This window comes from Methanosphaerula palustris E1-9c (genome assembly GCF_000021965.1).
Lineage (GTDB): Archaea > Halobacteriota > Methanomicrobia > Methanomicrobiales > Methanospirillaceae > Methanosphaerula > Methanosphaerula palustris.
Genome location: NC_011832.1, coordinates 2002739 through 2024796, shown reverse-complemented (window position 1 = coordinate 2024796; position 22058 = coordinate 2002739). Strand labels below are relative to the sequence as shown.

Sequence of the window (22058 nt, the reverse complement as noted above, 5' to 3'; positions counted from 1 at the left end):
GGTCTTCCTTTGGATACAGATGGGGGATGCCGGTACATATCCTTATTTATCCCCCACCGGTACCTGACCGGAAAATGGGGAGTTTACTGGCTCTACCTGATGACGATCGAGACCTATCCTGGTTGTCGGTCAGGGTCGCGATACACCCTGCAGGAAAGGTATAACCGTCTCTGCGTACCTGATAGCCCTTATGAAGCGACTGCTTGGTGAAGATGAGGGATATGCCCTGCTCAGCAGGGTCGGGGTACCGGTCCCGCAACACCGGCGGGTTACGAGTACTCCAGAAGCGGAGGACGCGGCAGAGGCAATCGGGTTTCCGGTGGTGCTCAAGGTCGTCTCGGCGGAGGTGGTTCACAAGACCGATGCCGGCGGGGTGGTGATGAACCTCTCCGACCGGGCTGCGGTGAGGATAGCCTACCAACAAATATCGACACAGGTGGCTGCTGCGATCCCCGGGGCTGTCATCGAGGGTTTTCTCGTCGAAGAGCAGGTACGGCCAGGGCTCGAACTGTTCATCGGCGGCCGGACCGACCCTTCCTTTGGGAAGGTGATCACCTTCGGCCTCGGCGGCGTCCTGGTCGAGTTGATCCATGACGTCACGATCCGGGTGCTCCCGGTCGATCGGGACGATGTCTCCAGCATGATTCGGGGTATCAAGGGGTACCCGCTGATCAGGGGCTTCCGGTCCAGTCCTCCCCTCGATGAAGCACTGCTGGTCGACCTGATCCTTGCGATCACCACCTGGTTCGGTTCGGAACCGACCATCACCGAGTTCGACATCAACCCGCTCCGCCTCTATCGGGATCAGGCGGTCGCTGTGGACGCACGGTTTTACGAAGATCCTGAGGGGATCTATCCCGCGTGCAGCGAGCACGCGCTGGTGGATCCTTCCTTCTTCCTCCCCTCTGCGATCGCGGTCGTCGGGGCGACAGCCGACCCGGCCAAGATCGGGTACGCGGTCCTTCGAAACCTGCTCTCGTTCCCGGGACAACTGTACCCGGTGAACCCGCACTATCCGGAGATCCTGGGCAGGAAGGCCTATCCATCCCTGCTGGCCATCCCCGGGCCGGTGGGAATGGTGGTCGTGACCGTCCCTGCCACCGCGGTGCCGGGGGTGATCCGGGAGGCCGCCAAAAAGCAGGTTCGGATTGCCGTGATCATCTCGGCCGGGTTCCGGGAGACCGGGGAGGCCGGCCGGGTTCTCGAGGAAGAGGTGATCGCGCTGGCCACAGCGAATTCGATCCGGGTCGTCGGCCCGAACTCCCTCGGGATCATGCTTCCGGGTGCCAGGATCAACACCACCTTCGATCCGGTGACCCCGAAGGGCGGGTATCTGGCGTTCATCTCCCAGAGCGGGGCAGTGATCACGATGATCGTCGACTGGTCGCTCCCGGTCGGGATCGGCTTCTCCCTGGTGGCCAGCGTCGGTAACCAGGCTGACCTCGGGTTCCAGGACTATCTGAAACTGGCAGAACAGGATCCTGCCACAAAGGCGGTGATCCTTTATATCGAGGAACTGCGGGACGGGTGCGGGTTTCTGAAGGTGGCTCGTCGGATCACCGTGACCAAACCGGTGATCGCCGTCAAAGCGGGCTCATCGGCGATCGGACGGACCTCGGCCTCATCCCATACAGGATCCCTGGCAGGTGACGACCCGGTCTACCGGGCCGCGCTCACCCAGGCCGGCGTCGTGATGGCCCGATCGCTCACCGAGGCATTTCTGGCCGGCAGGCTCCTCGTCTCCGAGGGATACCCTGCCGGTCGGAGGACGATCGTCATCACCAGCGCCGGGGGATTTGCCGTCCTCGCCTCCGACTACGCGGCCCTCAACGGGATCGACCTGGTCCCTCTCCCCGATGAGGTGCTGACGGCGCTGAACCAGTTCCTTCCGGATAAATGGAATCACCAGAACCCGATGGATATCGTCGGGGACGCCGGCACCGACCGGTTTGCCCGGGTCTTTGACCTGCTGATCGAACGGCGGGACTTCTGGGATATCGCCGTGGTGATCGCCGTCCCCACGGCGGTCGTCGACCTGGCCGACCTGGCCCGTGAGGTGGTGAAATTTTCAAAAGGCACCGACCGGATGGTCGTCGGGTGTCTGCTCGGCGGCGACAGCGTCGCCGCCGGGGTACAGATCCTTCGCGATCACCGGGTCGAGAACTTCACCGACCTCGAGGTGGCCTTCCGGGTGGTCGGGGCAATCCTCGCCTCGCGGTAGGGTATACACAACCCATTAATCCTCTGTTGACTGATTCTCTAGGAATGGGTCAGTTGACTGTGGATATCGGCGGACGCCCGGGCGCTGACTGCCGCGGGTTCTGTGAGTACTGTTACTTCAAGCATGTTCGGGACCCGGCCCCACTCGGATGCCGGCACTGCCTTCCGTTTCAGGTCGGATGCCAGTACTGCACCAGCATGGTTCGGGAGCAGTACGATGGGTTCCGGTCGTTCCGCGATGTGACCGATGCGGCACTGGCAGATCTTCAGCTGACTGACGGGGACCTGACCAGGATCACGATCAGCGGCGGTGGCGACCCAAGCTGTTATCCGCACTTCGGGGACCTCGTTGATGTGCTCGGTGCGATGGAGGCCCCACTCCATATCGGGTATACCAGCGGGAAAGGGTTCGATGACCCGGCCATCGCCGGAAAGATGATCGACGCCGGCCTCTCCGAGGTCTCGTTCACGCTCTTCGCTGCCAACGCCGATCTCCGGAAGCAGTACATGCACGACCCGACCCCGGAGGTCTCGCTGGACGTGGTCGAAAAACTCGCCGGGGAGATCGATCTCTACGCGGCGGCTGTGATCCTGCCAGGGATCAACGACGGATATACCCTGTACAAGACCTGCGAATGGCTCGAAGACCGCGGGGCCAAGGGGCTGATCCTGATGCGGTTTGCGAACACCGCCGACCAGGGACTGATCCTCGGGAACGCACCGGTGATGGAGGGTGCGAGGACGCAGAGTGTCGACTCGTTCCGTCAACTGGTCAATGACATCAGCGATGCGTTTGCCATGAAGATCACCGGTACACCCCTCTATGACCCTGAGTTCGGTTCTCCATTCGCTATCCTGAGTGAGCCCGACCTGATCGACAAGCTGCCGCGGATCTCCGGGACGGCCTCGGTGATCACCGGTGCCGTGGCGGCCCCGTTCCTGAAATCTGTGCTTGAGCAGCGCGGAGACCGGGCCACCGTGGTTCCTGTCGCGCAGGAGATCGCATGCCTGATCACGATCCGGGATCTCGAAGCGCTCGATCTATCTGATCTCGAGGAGACCGTGGTGATCCCGGGACGTGCGTTTGTGCATGATGCTGAGGCAGTCCGTATCCTCTCGGCTGATGGGGTGCAGCGGACGGTCGTCCGGGGTCCAGAGATGCTGACGGCGGATGGCGAGACCTCAATGGGGATGACTCGGACCGGGGTGCTCCAGATCGAGCTCGACGGGTTCCGGGAGTTGATCTGTACGATCAACCAGTATGGAGACCGGTGACTGGGGCCGGCTCCCCTTTACAGGGTTGGAATCAGGTAGATGAAGGTCAGGACCAGCAGGGTGAAGAGGAGCGCGAGCGGTAAAACCACGGCCAGCACCGCCCTCCTGGTTGAGAGGGCGTGCACCTCCCGGATCCCTATGACGAAGAGGGAGAGCGACCATATGTCGGCGATATAAGATCCGATCAGCGGGATCCAGCCGGTTACCATCAGCGGGGTGAACGAGAGGAGACAGGCGCTCAGGGTCTCCTTCATCGAGCCTGACCCACCGAGGGCCCGTGAGGTGAGGTGAACAGTGATCCCAAGGAAGAGCGCCCAGGCGCACGACCCGAGGAGCAGTCCGAAGAAGTACAGCACCACGGCATAGGGCGGGGTCTGTGCTGCCCCTGACGAGAAGAGGGCCGTGCCTGTCAGCAATCCCACGACGGTCGTCAGGAATGCGTAGGCCATCACCACCTGCAGGTAGTAGACGAGCGCTTCCGATGTCGGCATCCGGCTGTGGTCGTGGTATGCGCCGACTGGTGAGACGAGTATCTCCTTGATCACTGTGATGAATGGTGTTGTCGTGATCTCAGCCTCTCAACTGGGCATCTGCAGGGTGGAGGATCCAACCATCAGGTAGGCGGCGGCCAGGATTCCAAGGACGAAGATAACTCCAACCGGGAGCAGGACGGCGATCGCAGCCCTCCTGGTGGTGAGATGGTGATAGTCCCTGACTCCTGCGATCATCAGCACCAGTGACCAGATGTCAGCGATGATCGATCCGACGATCGGAACCCAACCGATCACTCCCGCCGGTGTCGACGAGAGGGCGACGGCACGCAGGGTGTCTGTCCACTCCCCATCCCCGCCAACGATCCGTGCGCAGCCATGGAAGACCAGCACCATGATGACGAGGGAGATGATCATTCCTGCGAATAGGGTGACCGGGTAGATGAGCAGAGAGACGGGCACCTGCAGGTCCACTGCCGTCGTAACTCCTACAGAGGAGAGCAGTCCGGCCACGATGGTACAGAGGAGAGAGAAGGCCAGGCTGATCTCAAGGTAGTAGAGCAACATGTCCTGAATCGTCGTCTCTTTCTGCTCCAGCAGGGTCTGGACAGGTGCGATGGTCATTCCTTTGATCGTAGTTATGAAGGGTATCGACATGGTCTCTCCTGTAATATGGAGATGGTATGGTCGGCAGCGTTAAAGAGTCTTTTTCGCCTTTCTCCTGGATCGATCATCTCTCCAGCCCGCCTCGATCGGAATACACTTATTCTTCAAAGCGAATTGTTCCATAACGCTCGCGTGATCGTGGGTATGAGTGGACCTGATGGCGAAGATCTGCTGTAAAGACTGTCAATATTATCATGCAGGGATATACCCGTCGACCGCTGGAGAGTGCCGGCGCCGGGCGCCGGTCTTCTCCCTGCGCCGCACCTGTGCTTTTCCCCGTGTGCGTGAGGACTGCTGGTGCGGGGAGTTTGTTGGAGAGTCCACGCAGAACCCGGAGCCGGTGCGCCCGGTGCAGATCCGGACCCGGCCTGTGGCCGACTCGTTCCCGGTCGACGAGAACGCCGGTGAGTTCGGAGATATCTGGCTCCCGTGACATTGTTTGTCCGGGTCACTGGTATCATTCGACCATGCGGGCAACTATCGGGAGCAAAAAATTGGCAAGGGTTAGGTACTGGCAATCGGGATAATGAACCAACTGCAGACGGGCATTCCTCAGTTCCAGGTGGAGTCGGAGTCGACAGCATCTGCAGAGTGAGTTTTGGAACATCATTATCACAACCTCATCACAACCTTTTTTGTCTTGCGCTGTGATATTCTCCTTCATTCTGATACTATGCGAACCCTCGTCCTGTCCGGGATCCTGATCCTGCTGCTCATCTGCCTCTCCCCTGCAGTGGCAGCTGATACCACCCAGACACCCACGGTGAATATCACCACGGTCGCTGTCACTACCTCGATACCGGTGAATACTGTCATTCCAGTTAACACCACTGAGTCCGTCACCTCCACCCCGGTGCCGTTCGTCTCTGACGGGTCCCACTACGACATCCATGTCACCAACCTGGATGTGCTGGCCCAGGCCGTGACCCTCGTCAACAACGGCACCCTGCCGGTTCCGCTGGATAACTGGTTCATCGTGAACAGCGGGATCTCACAGATCTATACATTCCCGAACTTCACCCTCCAGCCGAGTGCGACAGTGATCGTCTACACCGGCACCGGCGTCAACTCCGCCACCAGCCTCTACTGGGGACTGAACGGCACGGTCTGGAACCAGAATGGGGACACCGCCACCCTCTTCGACGACCTCGGGACGGTCATCAGCGTCTGCTCTGCCACGTCGGGAGGAGCCACCCCGACCCCGGTCCCAACGACTGTGGTGACCACCATCCCGACATCTGCGCATGGAACGCCCCGGTACCATGCCGGGGACGTGATCTGGACCGATTATACCCGGCAGGACAAATACTGGGTGATCCTGGCCTATGACAACGCCACCGACAAGTACGGCCGTTCGGTCATCCTCCCCAACCGGGACGGGACCTGGGGGCATCTGGTCACGTCCGATATTCTCTGGGACGACCGGCTCTATGTCGAGACCTATTACCCGGTGCTGATGGTGCATCTCGACCCACTGAAGATCGTCATCGGGGACTTCACCGTAGTCACGCCGACGCCGGGACCGTCGGTCACCCCGACACCAGATCCGCGGAGCGGTGGCTTCACGGCCATGGACATCTTCAAGAAACCGGCAGACGCGGATTACAAGCGGACGCATCAGACCGGGCCGAAGATCAACTTCATCCGGTGGTATCCGCCATGGGCGCGGGGTTGAATCGGACGTTCCTTTTTTTTAAAATCACTACTGTTCTGCCCGGCCTTTAGTCAACGGAGGGAGAGAGATCTTCCTCGATCCTCCACAGGAGAGGCCGGGATCGGCTGATCGTTACGGTTGAAATCTCTCTCCTGAACCAGCAGAACCAGACCGATCATCATTTTGTCCTAGAAACTCCCTGCTGCAGATTCATCTCGCTGTTTACCAGTTCAACCTGGTTGCTCGGAGAGGAGACTGGGCGATCGTGCAGGAACAGGAGAATTTCAGTCCGGGCCTTCTGTCAACGATCAGAGGGATTGCGGTGCCTTTGACTGTTTGCCTGGTATGTTCTTCAATAATGTGTATTCTGCGGGATGCCGATCGATCCATTAATCTAGAACCCTCAGTCATACTAGCCTTTATCGGTGGAATGATATTATGACTGAAATAGGGAAACATTGGAGATCACCTGCATATATACTGGTAATTGCTGTGATCCTATCCGGCCTCGTTCTTGGTGCTGGATGTACGCAGAAAAGCCCGGAACCCGGTATTGTGCAGAACAACTCCAGTGGTGAAGTGATCAACTCCAGTATTGTGAAGATTGACGCCGGCCCTATTTCGGGGGTGAATCAGAGCGGGATCTCGACATATTTTGGTATACCCTACGCGGCTCCCCCGGTGGGAGACCTCAGGTGGCGACCTCCTGCGGCAGTGCAGCCCTGGACCGGCGTGAAGGAGACGAAGACGTTTGCAGCGAACCCTCCCCAGCCGATCACGCCGAACTCCACAACTGGTGAACCCGTGATGAGCGAGGATTGCCTGTACCTCAATGTCTGGACTCCTGCAAAGAGTGCTGATGAAAAACTGCCGGTGATGGTCTTCTTCTATGGTGGGGCATTCGGAGAGGTGGAAGGAACGGGTATGGTATCGCTCTTTAATGGGACAACCCTTGCACAGAAAGGGGTTACCGTCGTCACCGTCAATTACCGGCTTGGCGCTCTCGGGTTCCTTGCTCATCCCCAGCTGGATGCAGAGTCCCCAAACAACAGCTCGGGCAACTACGGGATCCTCGACCAGATTGCAGCCCTGCAGTGGGTGCAGCGCAATATCGGAGCGTTCGGCGGCGACCCGTCCCGGGTGACCATATTCGGGCAATCTGCAGGAGGAGAGAGTGTCCTCATCCATCTGGTCAGCCCGCAGAGTAAAGGGCTCTACCAGCAGGCACTCGTCGAAAGCGGCCCCTTCTGGGCGAACGGGCCTACTATCGACAACGTCCATTCAAAGGCCGACGCCGAACAGTTTGGAGTTGAATACGCCAACAGCCTTGGATTATCCGGCCCGGATACAATTTTGAAGATGCGGAATCTGAGTGTCGCAGCCCTGATCAATGCTACACCCTGGCCGGCGTCCTCATGGGAGAACACGCACACCCTTAAGTTTGAGCCAACGATCGACGGATGGATCCTTCCTGACTCAGTGGACAATCTGTTCCGCCTCCACCGCGAGAACCCGGTTCCCTTCGTCATCGGGACGAACGCCAATGACGGGGTCACCCTCTCCGCGAATGCGAACATGACTGTTCCGGAGTACACATCACTCATCAGGGGTTATTTCGGGAAGGACGCAGATGCTGTGCTCGCGCAGTATTCTGCCAATTCAACCCAGGAGGTCCAGGCCCGCCTGGCCCAGATTATGACTCGCTACGACTTTGCCGACTCTGCAAAGTTCGCGGCCGGATCGATGGCAGACCTGAACAAGAACACGTACCTGTACCGGTACTCCTATGCACTGCCCGGCCAGCCGGATGGGGCATTCCATGGCAGCGAGACGCTGTTGTTATTCGGGCTCGAGTCCCAGCTCAAAGCAGATCCGGCGGTCAGTGACAATATTGTCGACCTCTGGACCCGGTTTGCAAAGACCGGCAACCCGAACGGCGGCATGAATGTGACCTGGCCACAGTACAACAATCAGACCGGTCAGTATCTGGATATCAATACTACTCCCCAGGTGAAAACCGGGTATTAGACCTCCCTTTTTTAATGTCACACCCCATCATCGAAGAGATGTCTGGACGCCTTATTCTCTGAGACAATACAGGGCTTGAGCAAATGAAGAGAGGGAACCTGTAAGCGGGGCAGACGGTCCCGACCTTTTTCGCAATCGGGATCAGTTCGCGGTCACGAAGTGCCTGCAGCGACTATCACAGTTTAAAGCGGCGAACGAGGTGCCGGTGCCGGTCCTACCTGCTGGTCTTCATGTTTCCTTTTGTCCCTTGAGTTCCTCTATGCTGATCGAAGGGTTACGGTACCGCTGCCGGGTAGCGGTACGGGAGCCAGCCTGGATCGCTCCTGCCGGGCAGAGGTGGATACACCCGCAGCAGAGTTCGCAGTGGTGTTTCCAGACGGGTTTTTTGTCCACCATCTCGATGTTTTCAGCCGGGCAGATGGCTGCACAGGTTCCGCATGATGTGCAGTGCTCATTGACAGAGAATTTTCGGTCATCATCGTGGACATGTGCTGTGAAACGCGGGTACATGAGGGTGTGAAGGATGCTGAAGAGGAGGGAAGAGGGTAATCTCCTCGGTTCACAGCGATTGATCATCGCTGTAATTGCCGCGATCTGTTCATCAGCCATAGCGAGAAGTTTCTCCCGCTTTTTTCCGATAGGGGAACCGTACATCAGGATATAATTGCCGGGCATTTTTACCATGAACCCAGCATCCAGACCCCTGTCCTGCCTTTTTTTCAGGATGCTATCGAGCTGGTGCAATGTCGACGGTCCGCCGGAACCTCCGAACGTGACCACAGAGAAGACGTACTGTGCCTGCGAGCGATCGAGGCGTTCAGCAAATTCGGCTACCATCACCGGAAGGCCGGTAAAGTAAACCGGGCTTACTATTCCGACCCGGTCAACACCTGGGATAATATCCCCTGTTGTGTCCCTGTACGATGCAATTGGGACCAGTTCGCAGTCACCAAGTGCTGCGCCGATCTCTTTTGCAGCGGCAAGAGAGTTGCCGGTGCCGGTAAAATAATAGATGATGGTCTTCATGGACTCCTCCGTGAGAGTGGACAGGAACGTTTTAGGGCGTTTCCCTGAGTTCTTAAGAGTATCTTCCGGCAAGGATGAAGGTATCGACAGAACCTGCGCAAACAGTTCCTGAAGTCTTCCAGGTATAATCTGGATGAAATTCATTTTCGACGATCGTGTGGGTCGCCCTGCCGTCTTTGTAGCACTTCAGGTGTTCGAGCAGGTCGACCGCATTGATCCTCATAGTGATGAGTTCAGCATATTGGAACGATTCGTTCTCCTTCTCATCTCTCTTTCCAGAAAACCACAATGCCGTTTTCCATCTATTTGCAGCAACGAATATTCTGCCTCTCCTCCCCGAGAGCAGGAGGTAATGAAGATTACGGTTAAAAATGGACTGGACCATTGAATGGAATTATCGGACCATTTGAAGAGGAACTCAAAGGTCATTCCCCATAAACAGTTCCCGATCCGTGGGTCCGTGCATGCTCGGGTTACTCCTGGTCAGAAATGAGGACGGTCTGGAGAACGGGTGCAGTTGAGGTGAGGAGATTTTTATTACTCTATGGACCAGAGAAAAATCATACGAAATGGTATTATAAATCGGGACACCTGAATCTTACCGGTATTCTGGCCGTGTTTAAGGGAAATTTGGTTGAATCTGATGCGATTTATATACGAGGGGTAGTGAATGAGAGATGAACATTCTATCAAAGTAACAAAAGAGAGAAGGGACGACATGATCTCTGAGATCAGGACTTTTTCTAAAGAGAGAGATGAAGAGATCGGAAATTTGGCGGCGGATCTGATTCTGGATTTCATACTGGAAAAATTAGCACCGGAATTTTACAATCAGGGCGTGTATGATTCTCACACCTACATGGTAGACGCGGTTGAAGATCTCCTGTCAATCCGGAAATAAAGGGGTTTGCGATATTTTCAATCGCGACACACGATTGAGATCGTACATCGGCCAATCTCCGTGGATCTATCTTCTGCCTGGTGGTTGCAACCGGTGACTGGGGCATCCCGGCAAGCCTGTGTGAATGAAGTGGGCTCTGGTCAGGGGATACCCGGGACGTTTCATCCATATGACGCCAATCTGATTCCTGTCTACTGGACTGGTACCGACCAGAACCGGGTGAGGGTCTGATTGATCTGTTCCTCCTTCTGGCTGACCACGGCGGCCTGTGTATAGATCTGGTAGTCGAGCTTCACCTTCTGCTGGTAGTCCTGCGTGCTCTTCGACTGCTGCTGGAGATCCTGGAAGGCTGAAGAGGCCTGGGAATACTCATCCTGTGCGGTCAGGTACTCTTCTTTTGCGTTCAGAAAATCCTGAAACGCGGTGGTGTTGTTGAAGGTGAGGCCCGTGTAATAGTACCGGTTCTGGTCGTAGGTGACCACCGCACCGCTGGCCGGGTCGCCGGCGAGCCATGTTGTGGTGTTGGCGATCGTGCCGTTCGCGCTCTTGGTACTGTTGTTCACCCCTGCAAGCACCCAGGCTCGGTTAACCTCCTCTCTACCTGAGATCTGCCGATCGATCGCCCCGGCCTGCATCCTTGCCGTGATCCCTTTCGCCTTGAGCAGTCCCACCAGGTCGATCGTCTCCTGGCCGGTCTCTGCAAGTGAGGTGTCGTTGGAGGGGTGGGTTGTATGATACTGCTGAAGAACATCGCTGAAGATCGCCCGGTCGGTCGACTCCTGTACCGGGTGCTGAGGCGTGGTTCCAATCAGGGTTGCCACGATCACACAGACGATCAGTGCAACAGCGATGCCGACCGTTCTGAGCGGCAGATTTGACCGTCCTGCCGCCCCGGTCTCGTCATCACCTCTCCGAACGGGGGTACTTCCGTCCTCGCGTCGAGGGGTCCAGTCCTTGGTGAGGTCGTTTTGATGACTTCCGCCCGTCCCGTTCAGACAGTACGGGCAGAGGGTGACATTATCCTGAATCTCTTTTCCACAGTGGGTACAGCGTTGCATGGCGGTTCACGTTTCTATTGATCGATAGACAGTACACTTCGTGCCTCCGGTTCAATGAGTGTTTCGGAAGAGACCAGTACCCATACCTGCTCAGGGTCCTGGGAAAATCGAAAGGATTAACCCGGCAGTCAGCGTCAGCTGGCATGATGTATTGCAGACAGTGGAACGCGGTGCGGCGGTATGCACCGGGAACGGAGTGGTCGGCGTGACCGGGTCGAAGGTGTGTGGCTGCGATGAAGGGGGAATGGAGGCGATGGTGCTGACAGCCTCCCTTGATGCGTCCAGTGCCCGCATGCCGGGGAACGATCCGGTCTTCTTTGATGCCGGGTTCCCGGTGAGAGCCCCCCCGGATGAGGTGAAGCGGGCTGTCGACGAGATGACGCAGATCTGTTCCGGGATCGTGGCAGGACGGATAGAGCCGGTCGCCCAGCAGATAACACACTCGGCCGGGTTGGTGTCTGGGGGCTGGGTAGAGATCTTCTCACTTGAGTTCCGGTATATCGATAACCACGGGCTGTGTGACTGGAAGGTTCGGCCGATGGTGAACCCGAGACTGATCATGATCGAGGACGGATTCATCACTCAACTTGCAGAGGCGTGTGCAGAACGTTGCGCTTCGGTGGTGGCCGGCCGTTTATCCGATTGTGCCGCGGTCAGGACCTGGACCATACTATAAGTCCCCAGCAGTCATTCCCGCATCTTCTCTTCAGGTTCTGATCTGCCAGACGCCGCCAGGGAAGAGTTCTCCCATGAAACCACACAATTTACTGATGTGGTCTTCCCTGGTTGCGGAGAATGGCTGTCGCTCTGATCATCTGATCTGATCCCTTCCGGCTGATCGTCCTGGCTGGCGCCCCGACGACCGTGACCCCCGGGTCTGTGATCGACCTGATCACCACTGATTTCGCGCCTATGGCGACATCATCGGCGATCGTCACCCCTCCGACGATCGCAGCTCCCGGGCCGATATAGATATTGTTGCCAAGCCGGGGGCCTTCTTCCTTCAGGTCGAGAGCTGCCCCGATGGTGACACCGATATGGATCCTGCAGTTCTCCCCGCCCCTCGTATCGGGGTGGACGACGATCGTCCCGCGGTTGGCGAGGGCGAGCCCCGGCCCAAAGGCTCCGGGAGGAATGGTGAACTTCAACAGCAGCCCCATCAGGTGAAACCGTGCGGTGACCTGTGCCCGGTAGGGGGCCCACCACCAGGCCGACCGGCAGTGATGGTTATAATCAACCGTACGCATCAACCGTTCAAACTTCCAGACCTCATCACCGAAGAATTTCGGCCGGTGTGCCCTCTTTCCGAGAGCGATCCTGTCTGCTTCAAGATAGAACCGGTACTCTTCCTCTGATCTGATCAGACCTCGTCACCCCCTCCTGTGTCGTCGAAAACCCCAGGTTAGTAAATATTCAGGACTCTTTTTCAGTCTCTGCTTGGACTGGAATACAATGTTTAACACTCTGTTGAATCAAAGATGGGCTGGCTGAGGAAAAAAAGGATCTGACCGGGTCATCGGTAATGCCCGGAGGTGAAGAGCACCCCGGTCAGTTTCCCGATCGAGAGTCCGTCCGGTCCAGGCCGTCTTTCACCTGTGAACCTGGCGTTTCTCTCCCGGGTCGGCCCCTGACGATGAACCTGTTTTTGTTGGCTCTGATCCTCGGGTTCAGACCTGTTCAGTTCTGACCTTCTGAGGACATGCATATTCACCTTACAGTAAGGGCAGAGAACCACCCCGGCCTGCACGGTCATCCCGCATTGTGGACAGGTGCTCATAGATGATCATGCATCCTGATGTATCATGGTATGATAAATCTTCCTCTCAGAAGAGCGGCTCCTTCTTCCGGTATTCTTCGAGTTTCGTCACAAACGCTCTCCCGAGCCGGTCTGCAGACCTTGGATCCTGTCCTGTCAGCAGTTCATGGTCCTCGATGACGAATGATCGTCCTGGAAAGTGGTTATGCCTGACGATCCCACCTGCGCGCTTCAGGTTTCGGGAGATGGAGAAGGGGAGTTTCCCTGGGAGGCGCCTCAGTACGGCCTGTGCGATCCAGTCCATCCAGTCTGGATAACAGGTCATCCGGTAGCCCCGATAGATCCAGGGCCTGTTCTGCGTGATCGAGGGGATCACTGCGGCCGCCCCATGGCCGATCAGACAGGTGGGTTTGTATCCCCGGTGAAAATGTTCGAAGAGTATCTTCATCCGTTCCATGCCGGCGAGGTCTGCCATCGGTGCATGTCCGCCCGGGACGAAGACACCCGAGTAATCGGTCAGTTCATCGTCGGTGATCCGCTCGATCGCCAGCGGCCTCATCAACCCTTCACGGGTCTCGACCCGTGCGAGCGCCTGTGTCCTTCGTTCCCCTTTCAGAAAGTTCAGGCTCAGGGGATCGATGGCAGGAGTTCTTCTCCCGGGGGATGCAAAGTCAACGCTGAACCCGGCCCGATGGAGGTACGCGAGCGGATCGGAGAGTTCATTCAGATAATATCCAGTCTTCAGCATCGTCCCGTTCTTCATCCTGAGGTGATCCGCCCCGGAGAGGATGATCAGCACTCTTCCCTTATCTCTGCTCCCCATCAGACCCCGTCCAGGTTAATAATTTGCTTTTCGAGTTATATATACCGACCTCTTGCAAAAAATAACAATGTTGATATCGCTGTGCCCCTAAATCACCCAAGATGATGGTCTGATGAAGATACAGGTTTACTACGGCGAGCATCCCCGGTACCGGCAGGCACGAGTACGACCAATTGAATGAGATGATCGGCCCGGTGCAGGGCTCTGATCTCGAGGGTCAGGTCTTTCTCCTTCATAACGTTCTCCTCTTAAACAGTGAGATCGACTGCCTGCTCCTCTACAGCCACGGCATGATCGTACTGGACCTGAAGGCCTATCTGGGGGAGGTCAGGGGCGAGGAGGAGGATCTCCGGAAGATTGATGCCTGGAGTTACTTCCTGAGGGGGAGCACCTATCCGGATGGACAGATCGACCGGGCCGTGGTGACGTGGTTTCGTGTCGTGATCAGGGAGACGCTGGTCGATCAGATCCGTCTGGTCAATTCCGGATATACGCTTCGGTTCGGGGATCTGGTGGCGATCGCCGAGGCACTCCGGCCACCGCAAGAGGGGGGTGTGTTCCACTTCCAACCAACCCCTCCTTCGTCGGCCCATACCCGCCGGACTCTATGAAGACCAGTTTCTGTAGCGATGGATGCCCTCCTGGAACGGATGGAGGCGATTCCTGTGGCCCTGGCCCGGCTGAATGAGCGCGAGCCGGTCTGCGAAGTCCCTATCCCCACTTTTCCGATGGCCGGCGGGTGTTCTGACCAGGTCCTTCCGGACGAGTTGCAGGGGCCGGTCGCGACTGCGATCCGGCAGTTCCTCTGCACCAAGTACGTTGCGCCGGCACGGGCGGCCGGGTACACCATCTTTGCGGTCACCTGTGGAGAGGTGCATACGAAACTGGGCCTTACCGAGAACATGGCCATCGTCTGTGGTGTCATCAGGGGACATCGGCTTGAGGAGACCTGTCAGATCGAGCTCCTCGAAGAGGTCCGGCGGAGCAGGGTGAGGACCAGCAGCGCTTTGAATCGGTTCATCTTTCGGGTGCAGGTCAATCGGGAATGATCGTGCGGAAAATGGGATGGATCAAAAAAAAGAGTTCTGTCACCGATCTGTTCAGGTCACGGTGATGGATTCGGTGAACTGTGTCTCATTCCCGGTAAGCGCCTCCCAGGGGCGTTTGTATATTGCCGAGAAGGTCTGTTTGCCAGTTGATACCCCTCTGACCACCCACTGGTGGGTTCCACCTGCACCGACCTTGTTTGCGGTCCCGTTATCCTGGATGTAGGTGTTGTTCTCGATCAGCAGTCCTGATGACAGGGTGACGTTCCAGGCATAGCCGGTCGTCGGGTTCTCTGGCAGTTCGATCGTGGTGGTCTTCCCTGCCGGCAGGGTGATCGCCGTGGTATTCCCGGTTATCACCGGCATGGAACTGTTCCCTGGCACCACCGTCGTATTTTTCAGCGTCGCTGAAGACGAGGTCGATGTGCTGTTGTTCGCGGTACCAGTCCCGGTACACCCTGCAGTCAATAGCATACCGGTAACCAGCAGAGCCAGGAGAATGATCGTTCTCTTCATGGCAGGGTAATGGGTCGGAACGAAAGATAAGGCTGCCGAAACCTACGGGAGTAACGAACGGGCAGCGCCCTTCGAAGAGGTGGAGATCGCGGGTGCGGATCAGGTTTTTGGGTCTATCACCGTTTCACCGGATAACCGGCATTGATCCAGCCTCCTATACCCCCCAGCAGGTTCACCACCCGGGGGTACCCGTGAGCTGCCAGAATACTGGCACCCAGGCTTCCCTTGTACCCGACATCGCAGTGGATCACGATCAACCGGTCCAGTGGAAGATCGTCCAGGTGCATGGGGAGCTCGCCGATATACCGGTGCCGTGACCCTTCAATCCACCCGACCTCGATACGGTTGTTGATATCCCTGACATCGAGGATCAGGAGATCGGGATCGTCGAGATGGTCGGCCAGATCCTCTGGCCCCCAGGTCTTTATCTGTGCTATCGGGTTTCCGCTGGTCGACCATGTGGTGAAACCGCCGGCCAGGTACCATGTTACCCGGTCATACCCGAGCCTCTGAAGTGTGCGCACGACAGAGTTCCGGTCCAGATTGAAGTCGTCGACCAGAATGATCGGGTTGATATAGTTCAGCATCCAGCCGGCGTACGCGGCGATCCCCTCCCGCCAGATGTTCAGGGAGCCATGGATGTGCCCGGCTGCAAACCCGGTCGGTGACCTGATGTCCAGGATCTGGGCACCCAGGTCCTGACAGGTCTTCACCTCGGCCGGCGTCAGCGGGGCAGGCGATTGGCCGGCAGGGAGGAGCGGGGGGCCGTAACGGTTCAGTCGCTCCATCATCGAGAAGTATGGGGGCACATAGGTCTTCTCCTGCACTCTCCTGGCGATGAACTGTTCTCTCTCCAGCCCAAGGAACGGGTTGGTATTCTTTTCATACCCGATGGTGGTAAACGGATGGTCACTGATATGCCCTCCGCAGACCGATCCCGCCCCATGCGCCGGACATACTATTAACCCATCACCGAGGGGGAGCAGCCGTTCATGCAGGCTCTGGTACATGAGTGCCGCGGCACCGGCCGGGTCTCCCGTCAGGTCGATCCTGCCGACCGATCCGGCGAAGAGCAGGTCGCCGGTGAAGACCAGGTACGCCTGGTCACTGACCGCCCGATCAGTGACGACGATCGAGATGCTCTCCGGGGTGTGGCCGGGGGTTTTCTGGACGGTCAGGGAGAGGGAGCCGATTGAGAAGACCTCTCCATCCTTCACCGGCATGCCATACTGGAAGTCCAGATCCTCCCCATGGTGGATCGTCGCCCCGATCTGATTGGCCAGTTCGACTGACCCGACCAGATAATCCTCGTTCCTGTGCGTCTCGAAGATATCGGTGATCTTCAGGTCATGCGCCTCTGCAGCAGTAATGTAGGCCTCGCAGTCCCGTCGCGGGTCGATCACGGCTGCCTGCTGCCCGGACCCGATCAGATAGGAGTTATGGGAGAGCCCCTCGGCCCTGAACTTTTTAAGTATCATCGCATCGCCTCTGTCAAACGATCCAGTCCTCTAGTATTTATATCTGTTAATGGTCGGACCTCCAGGCCAACCTATTTCCTTTCCTCCTGCCTATCCTCTTCTGATGATATACCCGAGAGCTGGATGCTGGTCGATCATTTTTTACGCTGCATTGCTCTCTCTGCTGTTTGTCCCCCTGGCATCGGCAGATCAGACCGGTTCGCTGACGATCACTTCACAGCCCCCTGGTGCCCAGGTGCTGGTCGACGGGGCGCCCCAGGGGTCGACGCCGGTCAATGTCTCTAACGTACCCTCTGGGCAGCACCTGGTGAACCTGACCCTGTCGGAGTATCATGACTGGTCTGTCAGCCAGTACGTGTCGGCAGGACAGAACTCTGTGATCACGGCGACGCTGGTCCCCGTGCAGAAGAACGGTGTGCTGATCGTCACCTCCCATCCCGAGCCCGCCTCGGTCTATGTGGACGGCACGTACCGGGGGATCACGCCCCTGACCCTCTCCGATGCCGGGTCAGGCACCCACCAATTGACTGTGACTGCTACCGGGTACGACCCGGCCATCGCCACTGCCCTGGTTCCGGAAGGGGGATCCTTCAGTATCGATCTGCAGTTGAACCAGACTCCGACCACCGGCTCGCTGTTGATCGGGGCGGTTCCCCCGAATGCAGATGTGGTGATCGATGGTGTCGACTACGGCGGGGCTGATCATCTGATCGAGGCCCTCCGTCCCGGGAGCCACCAGGTTTTATTGAAGGCTGACGGATACCAGCAGTACCAGACCGATATCACGATCACGGCCGGCCGGACCCTTTCCATCAATGCGACCCTGGACCCTCTCCAGCAGCGGGGTTCGCTGAATGTGACATCGGTCCCATCCAGGGCATCGGTGAAGGTGGACGGGGTCTACCTGGGTCTCACTCCGATGGTGTACCCCGGCCTCAGCGCCGGTACTCACCAGCTGACCGTCAGTGCGGACGGGTACAGTGACGTGGTCGTACCGGTGCAGATCCGGGCCGGGGAGGAGCTTCCCTATATGGCCAGGCTCGTCCAGCAGATGGTCACGACCGGTGTGACAGCCAGCACCCGAACCACGGGTCAGCAGACCGCTTCCACCCAGGCCGCAACCGGTATGATTCGGGTCTCGACCACGCCGATGGATGCGAATATCACGGTCGACGGCGTCTTCCGCGGTGTCGCCCCCCAGACAGTCCGGGATATACCGGTGGGAACCCATCAGGTCGTCCTCTCCAAGACTGGATACCAGGATCAGTCGAGGTCGGTGACGGTGACGGACGGACAGGCTGCGGTGGTCGAAGCGACTCTAACCAAGGTAGGCACTGCTCAGCCTGCGGCGACCGGCACCGGTTCTGCCTCGTCATCTCAGATCCCGACCACCACTCAGAAATCAGGACCAGCAGAGGTCCCCCTGCTGGTGATCGGTCTCCTGATCGTCGGTCTGTTCTACCGGCGGGATGATCCGGGAGCGTAACTATAATCAGGGTACAGGTGCAGGCAGTAGTACATATACGATCTGCCGAGGTTCTCCATGTATCCCTTTTCCCCTCCCTCCCGATTGGACCGGTTCTCCAGGGTTGCCTCCCTGCTCTGCATCCTGATGCTGGTCGCAGTAACGGTGCCCCCCGCCACAGCGGTGGCTCTCTCAGTATCATCTGAAAGATCCGGACCGGTCCTGCAGACCAGTGACGATCTGGTCTCTTCGGCAGAGGTGGAGCGAGCGATCGAAACGGTGGAAAACCAGTCTTCTTCAGTCGGTCAGAGCGGGGGAGTCCAGAAGATCGCCACCGATCTGCTGGACTCTGCACAGATGCAGCGTCAGGGAGAGTCCGGAGAGGAGAAGAATACTTCCTGGTCGATCCAGGTTTATATCACCCTTCTGTCTGGAACACCCACCTCATCCATCGATTCCATGGTTGACGAAGTGACTGATCGGGATGAGGAGGATCATCTGGTAGTGGCCCGGGTCACTGGACCTGAGTTGACGTCGCTGGCTGCAGATCCCCGGGTGAAGGGGATCAGCAGGGTCAGTGCACCCCTGGTGAATGCCGGCAGAACGGTCACTGCAGGCGATACGCTTCTCAAGGCGGACCAGCTTCGGACGCAGTACGGTGCTTCTGGGGCCGGAGTGAAGATCGGCGTGATCTCTGACGGAGTCAAAGGGCTTGCAGAGGCCCAGGCCACCGGAGACCTGCCCGCCGATCTCCATGTCATCTCCAACGCCGATGGTGGAAATGAGGGGACTGCCATGCTGGAGATCATCCATGACGAGGCACCCCAGGCGACCCTGTACTTTCACGAACATGGATCCAATGTGGTCGCCTTCAACCATGCGGTCGATGAACTGGTCGCTGAGGGGTGCACGGTGATCTGTGATGACATCTGCTGGCCAAAGGAGCCGTTCTTCGAGCAGGGGATCGTCGCTACCCACATCTCCTCGGTGATCGCTGAAAAGCAGATCATCTATGTATCAGCCGCGTCGAACTATGCCGACCAGCACTATCTGGGTACGTATTACAATGATGGCGACAACTTTCATGACTTCAGCAGCGGCACCTCTATTCACAAGAACATGTATGTCGACCTTCCATCGGGGAGTAGCGTGTCGGCGGTGCTGCAATGGGATGACAAATTCGGCAGTTCTGGCAACGATTACGATCTCTATTTTGTCGACGCCCGGACCGGCATGATCCTCGATCAGAGTACCTCCCGGCAGGATGGCAATGACGATCCTATCGAGACGATCGAGTACCAGAACGACGGTTATTCGACGATCGAAGGGGAGTTCGTGATCCGTAACTATCGGGGGGAGGCTCAGGTCAGGACCCTCGATCTCTTCATCTACCCGGATGATGATGCCACGATGTACTCCAACAATGTCAACCCTGCAGGCTCGGTCTATGGTCACCAGGCGATTCCTGATGTGGTGACGGTCGGTGCGGTCAGGGCCGATGGTGTTCGGAGTATCAGTATCGAACCGTTCTCCTCCCGCGGGCCGGTGAACCTGATCTATCCGTCACCTCTTACGATCATTAAACCGGACATCTGTGCCCCCGATCGGGTGGCCGTCTCTGGGGCTGGGGGGTTCGATACGATCTTTGTAGGAACCAGCGCCTCGGCTCCTCATGTTGCGGGCATCATCGCACAGGTCTGGGGCGTGCTCCCGAACCGGAGTGCCAGTGAGATCAGAACAGCCCTCCTCTCCTCGGCCGTCGACCTCGGTTCGTCTGGCAGAGATTCTGTCTATGGGTATGGCCTTGCCGATGCTGTGCAGATGTATATCGCAGCCGGAGGGGGGGCCGTGCTGGTCGGGCAGGTTCCTGCATCGGTAACGCCGACCCCCATGGCGACCATTGAGCCGTCTGTCACCCAATCCGCTTTATCGACAGATCCATTCAGAAGGAGCAGCCCGTTCGGGCAAACGGGGATGACCTCGTTCGGGACATCCACAGCCGGCACCCCCGGGACAACCCCTGTGTCGACGGCGTCCGATCTCTCTGTACCCTCAGCACCGACCTTTGTCAGATGGTCCCCATGGGGGATCTGATCACCCTTTAATGCGGATCACTCCCCAGTACAGGTATGAGTACTGATCGTGAACAGGCTGCCTTTGAGGCAGGGATCAAACTCGGGGCGCTCTATCACCAGTGGGTCGGTACCCCGATATCAGTGCAGACCGCTTCAGGCGTCGAAGCGGTGATCGAGCAGAGCGTCGGACTCCAGCCCTTTGTGGAAGAGATCGATGTCACCCTCGACCGATCGCTGATGAATGCGAATGCGTTCGGGTACGCCGAACTCTCCGGCCTGATGTTCGATGTGACGATCAGGACGAAGGTCGGCGCCACCACCTGTGTTGCGGCCTTGAGACCGGAGAACGGGTATCCGTTGATGAGGATCGTGAGCTGTGATGAAGAAGAGCCCCTATCCGATCACTGACGACCATATCCATATCCATCCCGGCACCGGGCGTGGACTGGAGGCCGCGAAGGACTTCCAGAAGAGCGGTGGGACTCACATCTTTCTGGTCTCCCTCCCCTCCTGGTCGTACGGGATTGTGCCGGGGAAGGGCGAGGATTATCGTCCTGTCTTCGAAGCGACGCTGAAGACCGCCGCTGCGATCCGGGAACTCGGGCTGGTGGTCTTCCCGATACTGGGGATTCACCCGGCCGAGATCACCTACTTCTCCGAGGCCCGGACCGAGGGGGAGATGGCCGCAATCATGCAGGAGGGGCTCAGTCTGGCTGCCCGGTATGTAGCCGACGGACAGGCCGTGGCCCTCAAGAGCGGGCGGCCCCATTACCCGGTCAGTCCCGGGTGCTGGGATCTCTCAAACGAAGTTCTCTTCCATGCCCTGGAGCTTGGAAGGGTGTGTGGGTGTGCGGTCCAGATCCATGCAGAGACCGGTCCCTGTACCGATGTGATCGGTATGGCGGAGAAGGCCGGCATGGACCCCGGTCGGGTCGTCAAGCACTTCGCTACCCCTGAGACCCTGCTGGCCCCCTCGTTCATCGCCCGACACGAGGCCATCCCTGCACTCTGCAGGGAGAAGAGGGCCTTTACGATGGAGAGCGACTACATGGACGATCCGACCCGCCCCGGGGCGGTGATCGGTCCTCGATCGGTCCCCCGGTACACCACTCGGCTGTTAACAGACGGTCAGATCACCCCTGAGGATGTCTTTCGGATCCACACCGAAACCCCGTCACGAGTCTACGGCGTCGAGATCGTCCTCTGACCCGGGACCTCTGTCCTGGGATCAGTCACGGGTCTCCACGCTCATCTTTTTAACCTCTCCCTGAAGATACGTGAGTACAATGTATTTGAAGATCCATCGGAATCCTGGTGGTGGAGATGTAGTGGCGGTCTGTGATCGTGAACTGCACAATCAGGTGTTGACCGATGAGGGACGAAAGGTGTGGATCCACGAATCGTTCTATGGGAACCGGCTCGTCGATGAGGAAGAGGTGCGGGCGGCACTGGATGGTGCATGCAACATCAATCTGATGGGTGAGCGAGCGGTTGCCCTTGCAATCGAGATGGGACTGCTGGAACGGTCTGCCTGTATAGAAATCGGCAGCGTACCGCATGCCCTGATCTGTAGAGTCTAA

Annotated in this window: 24 protein-coding genes; 14 read left to right on the top strand and 10 right to left on the bottom strand. The window is 58.0% G+C overall.

The window, feature by feature from the left end; all coding sequences use genetic code 11:
• Positions 1 to 190: 190 nt before the first annotated feature.
• Complete coding sequence (locus MPAL_RS09525) at positions 191 to 2221, top strand: acetate--CoA ligase family protein (protein ID WP_012618534.1); 2031 nt, start codon at positions 191 to 193, stop codon at positions 2219 to 2221.
• A gap of 44 nt (positions 2222 to 2265) precedes the next feature.
• Positions 2266 to 3495 (top strand): methyl coenzyme M reductase-arginine methyltransferase Mmp10, encoded by a 1230-nt coding sequence (mmp10, locus tag MPAL_RS09520; RefSeq protein ID WP_012618533.1) that lies wholly within the window; start codon positions 2266 to 2268, stop codon positions 3493 to 3495.
• A 17-nt stretch (positions 3496 to 3512) separates the two neighbouring features.
• Here the strand turns inward: mmp10 and MPAL_RS09515 are convergent, their stop codons facing one another.
• Complete coding sequence (locus MPAL_RS09515) at positions 3513 to 4040, bottom strand: YIP1 family protein (RefSeq protein WP_048145317.1); 528 nt, start codon at positions 4038 to 4040, stop codon at positions 3513 to 3515.
• A gap of 33 nt (positions 4041 to 4073) precedes the next feature.
• Positions 4074 to 4643, bottom strand: a complete 570-nt coding sequence (locus MPAL_RS09510; RefSeq protein ID WP_012618531.1) for a YIP1 family protein — start codon at positions 4641 to 4643, stop codon at positions 4074 to 4076.
• Between the two features lie 166 nt (positions 4644 to 4809).
• Between MPAL_RS09510 and MPAL_RS09505 the strand changes: the two genes are divergently transcribed.
• The 3 genes from MPAL_RS09505 to MPAL_RS09490 all read left to right on the top strand — a co-directional run bounded on the left by MPAL_RS09505 (position 4810) and on the right by MPAL_RS09490 (position 8334).
• Positions 4810 to 5085, top strand: a complete 276-nt coding sequence (locus tag MPAL_RS09505; RefSeq protein ID WP_012618530.1) for a hypothetical protein — start codon at positions 4810 to 4812, stop codon at positions 5083 to 5085.
• Between the two features lie 240 nt (positions 5086 to 5325).
• Entirely contained in the window at positions 5326 to 6327 is a 1002-nt protein-coding gene (locus MPAL_RS14620) for a lamin tail domain-containing protein (protein ID WP_012618529.1), read from the top strand.
• A gap of 471 nt (positions 6328 to 6798) precedes the next feature.
• Complete coding sequence (locus MPAL_RS09490; RefSeq protein WP_236610367.1) at positions 6799 to 8334, top strand: carboxylesterase/lipase family protein; 1536 nt, start codon at positions 6799 to 6801, stop codon at positions 8332 to 8334.
• Between the two features lie 228 nt (positions 8335 to 8562).
• Here the strand turns inward: MPAL_RS09490 and MPAL_RS09485 are convergent, their stop codons facing one another.
• Both MPAL_RS09485 and MPAL_RS09480 read right to left on the bottom strand, forming a co-directional pair.
• Positions 8563 to 9360: an EFR1 family ferrodoxin gene (locus tag MPAL_RS09485; RefSeq protein ID WP_012618527.1), complete on the bottom strand. Its 798-nt coding sequence runs from the start codon at positions 9358 to 9360 to the stop codon at positions 8563 to 8565.
• Positions 9361 to 9412: 52 nt separating this feature from the next.
• Positions 9413 to 9745: a hypothetical protein gene (locus MPAL_RS09480; protein ID WP_012618526.1), complete on the bottom strand. Its 333-nt coding sequence runs from the start codon at positions 9743 to 9745 to the stop codon at positions 9413 to 9415.
• 285 nt (positions 9746 to 10030) lie between these two features.
• Between MPAL_RS09480 and MPAL_RS09475 the strand changes: the two genes are divergently transcribed.
• A complete protein-coding gene (locus MPAL_RS09475) occupies positions 10031 to 10261 on the top strand; it encodes a DUF2164 domain-containing protein (RefSeq protein WP_012618525.1) in 231 nt (76 codons plus the stop codon).
• 191 nt (positions 10262 to 10452) lie between these two features.
• On the opposite strand, the gene MPAL_RS09470 is transcribed toward MPAL_RS09475, so the two are convergent.
• A complete protein-coding gene (locus tag MPAL_RS09470; protein WP_012618524.1) occupies positions 10453 to 11319 on the bottom strand; it encodes a zinc ribbon domain-containing protein in 867 nt (288 codons plus the stop codon).
• A gap of 151 nt (positions 11320 to 11470) precedes the next feature.
• On the opposite strand from MPAL_RS09470, the gene MPAL_RS09465 reads away from it, so the two are divergent.
• Positions 11471 to 11995: a hypothetical protein gene (locus MPAL_RS09465; RefSeq protein WP_148208210.1), complete on the top strand. Its 525-nt coding sequence runs from the start codon at positions 11471 to 11473 to the stop codon at positions 11993 to 11995.
• Positions 11996 to 12083: 88 nt separating this feature from the next.
• On the opposite strand, the gene MPAL_RS09460 is transcribed toward MPAL_RS09465, so the two are convergent.
• The 3 genes from MPAL_RS09460 to MPAL_RS09450 all read right to left on the bottom strand — a co-directional run bounded on the left by MPAL_RS09460 (position 12084) and on the right by MPAL_RS09450 (position 13898).
• The gene (locus tag MPAL_RS09460; protein ID WP_236610366.1) at positions 12084 to 12566 is read right to left on the bottom strand and encodes a serine O-acetyltransferase; all 483 of its coding nucleotides are present in this window, start codon (positions 12564 to 12566) and stop codon (positions 12084 to 12086) included.
• A gap of 266 nt (positions 12567 to 12832) precedes the next feature.
• Positions 12833 to 13096 (bottom strand): hypothetical protein, encoded by a 264-nt coding sequence (locus MPAL_RS09455; RefSeq protein WP_012618521.1) that lies wholly within the window; start codon positions 13094 to 13096, stop codon positions 12833 to 12835.
• Positions 13097 to 13142: 46 nt separating this feature from the next.
• Positions 13143 to 13898 (bottom strand): type 1 glutamine amidotransferase domain-containing protein, encoded by a 756-nt coding sequence (locus tag MPAL_RS09450; protein ID WP_012618520.1) that lies wholly within the window; start codon positions 13896 to 13898, stop codon positions 13143 to 13145.
• 182 nt (positions 13899 to 14080) lie between these two features.
• On the opposite strand from MPAL_RS09450, the gene MPAL_RS09445 reads away from it, so the two are divergent.
• Together MPAL_RS09445 and MPAL_RS09440 are read left to right on the top strand one after the other, a co-directional pair.
• A complete protein-coding gene (locus MPAL_RS09445) occupies positions 14081 to 14509 on the top strand; it encodes a nuclease-related domain-containing protein (protein WP_012618519.1) in 429 nt (142 codons plus the stop codon).
• Between the two features lie 18 nt (positions 14510 to 14527).
• A complete protein-coding gene (locus MPAL_RS09440; protein ID WP_012618518.1) occupies positions 14528 to 14947 on the top strand; it encodes a hypothetical protein in 420 nt (139 codons plus the stop codon).
• A gap of 51 nt (positions 14948 to 14998) precedes the next feature.
• Here MPAL_RS09440 and MPAL_RS09435 read toward each other — a convergent pair whose 3' ends face one another.
• The gene (locus MPAL_RS09435) at positions 14999 to 15460 is read right to left on the bottom strand and encodes a protease inhibitor I42 family protein (protein WP_012618517.1); all 462 of its coding nucleotides are present in this window, start codon (positions 15458 to 15460) and stop codon (positions 14999 to 15001) included.
• Positions 15461 to 15576: 116 nt separating this feature from the next.
• Positions 15577 to 16938 (bottom strand): MBL fold metallo-hydrolase, encoded by a 1362-nt coding sequence (locus tag MPAL_RS09430; RefSeq protein WP_012618516.1) that lies wholly within the window; start codon positions 16936 to 16938, stop codon positions 15577 to 15579.
• Between the two features lie 103 nt (positions 16939 to 17041).
• On the opposite strand from MPAL_RS09430, the gene MPAL_RS09425 reads away from it, so the two are divergent.
• The 5 genes from MPAL_RS09425 (at position 17042) to MPAL_RS09405 (ending at position 22058) form a co-directional block, all read left to right on the top strand.
• A complete protein-coding gene (locus MPAL_RS09425) occupies positions 17042 to 18424 on the top strand; it encodes a PEGA domain-containing protein (protein WP_012618515.1) in 1383 nt (460 codons plus the stop codon).
• 57 nt (positions 18425 to 18481) lie between these two features.
• Positions 18482 to 20497 carry a S8 family peptidase gene (locus MPAL_RS09420; protein WP_012618514.1) on the top strand — a complete coding sequence of 672 codons (2016 nt, stop codon included), beginning with the start codon at positions 18482 to 18484 and terminating at the stop codon, positions 20495 to 20497.
• A 35-nt stretch (positions 20498 to 20532) separates the two neighbouring features.
• Complete coding sequence (locus tag MPAL_RS09415; protein WP_012618513.1) at positions 20533 to 20886, top strand: dihydroneopterin aldolase family protein; 354 nt, start codon at positions 20533 to 20535, stop codon at positions 20884 to 20886.
• Positions 20858 to 21685, top strand: coding sequence for a TatD family hydrolase (locus MPAL_RS09410; RefSeq protein ID WP_012618512.1), 828 nt, complete (start codon positions 20858 to 20860; stop codon positions 21683 to 21685). Before MPAL_RS09415 ends, MPAL_RS09410 begins: the two co-directional genes overlap by 29 nt.
• A 79-nt stretch (positions 21686 to 21764) precedes the next feature.
• On the top strand, positions 21765 to 22058 hold the full coding sequence (locus MPAL_RS09405; protein WP_012618511.1) for a DUF424 domain-containing protein: 294 nt from the start codon (positions 21765 to 21767) through the stop codon (positions 22056 to 22058).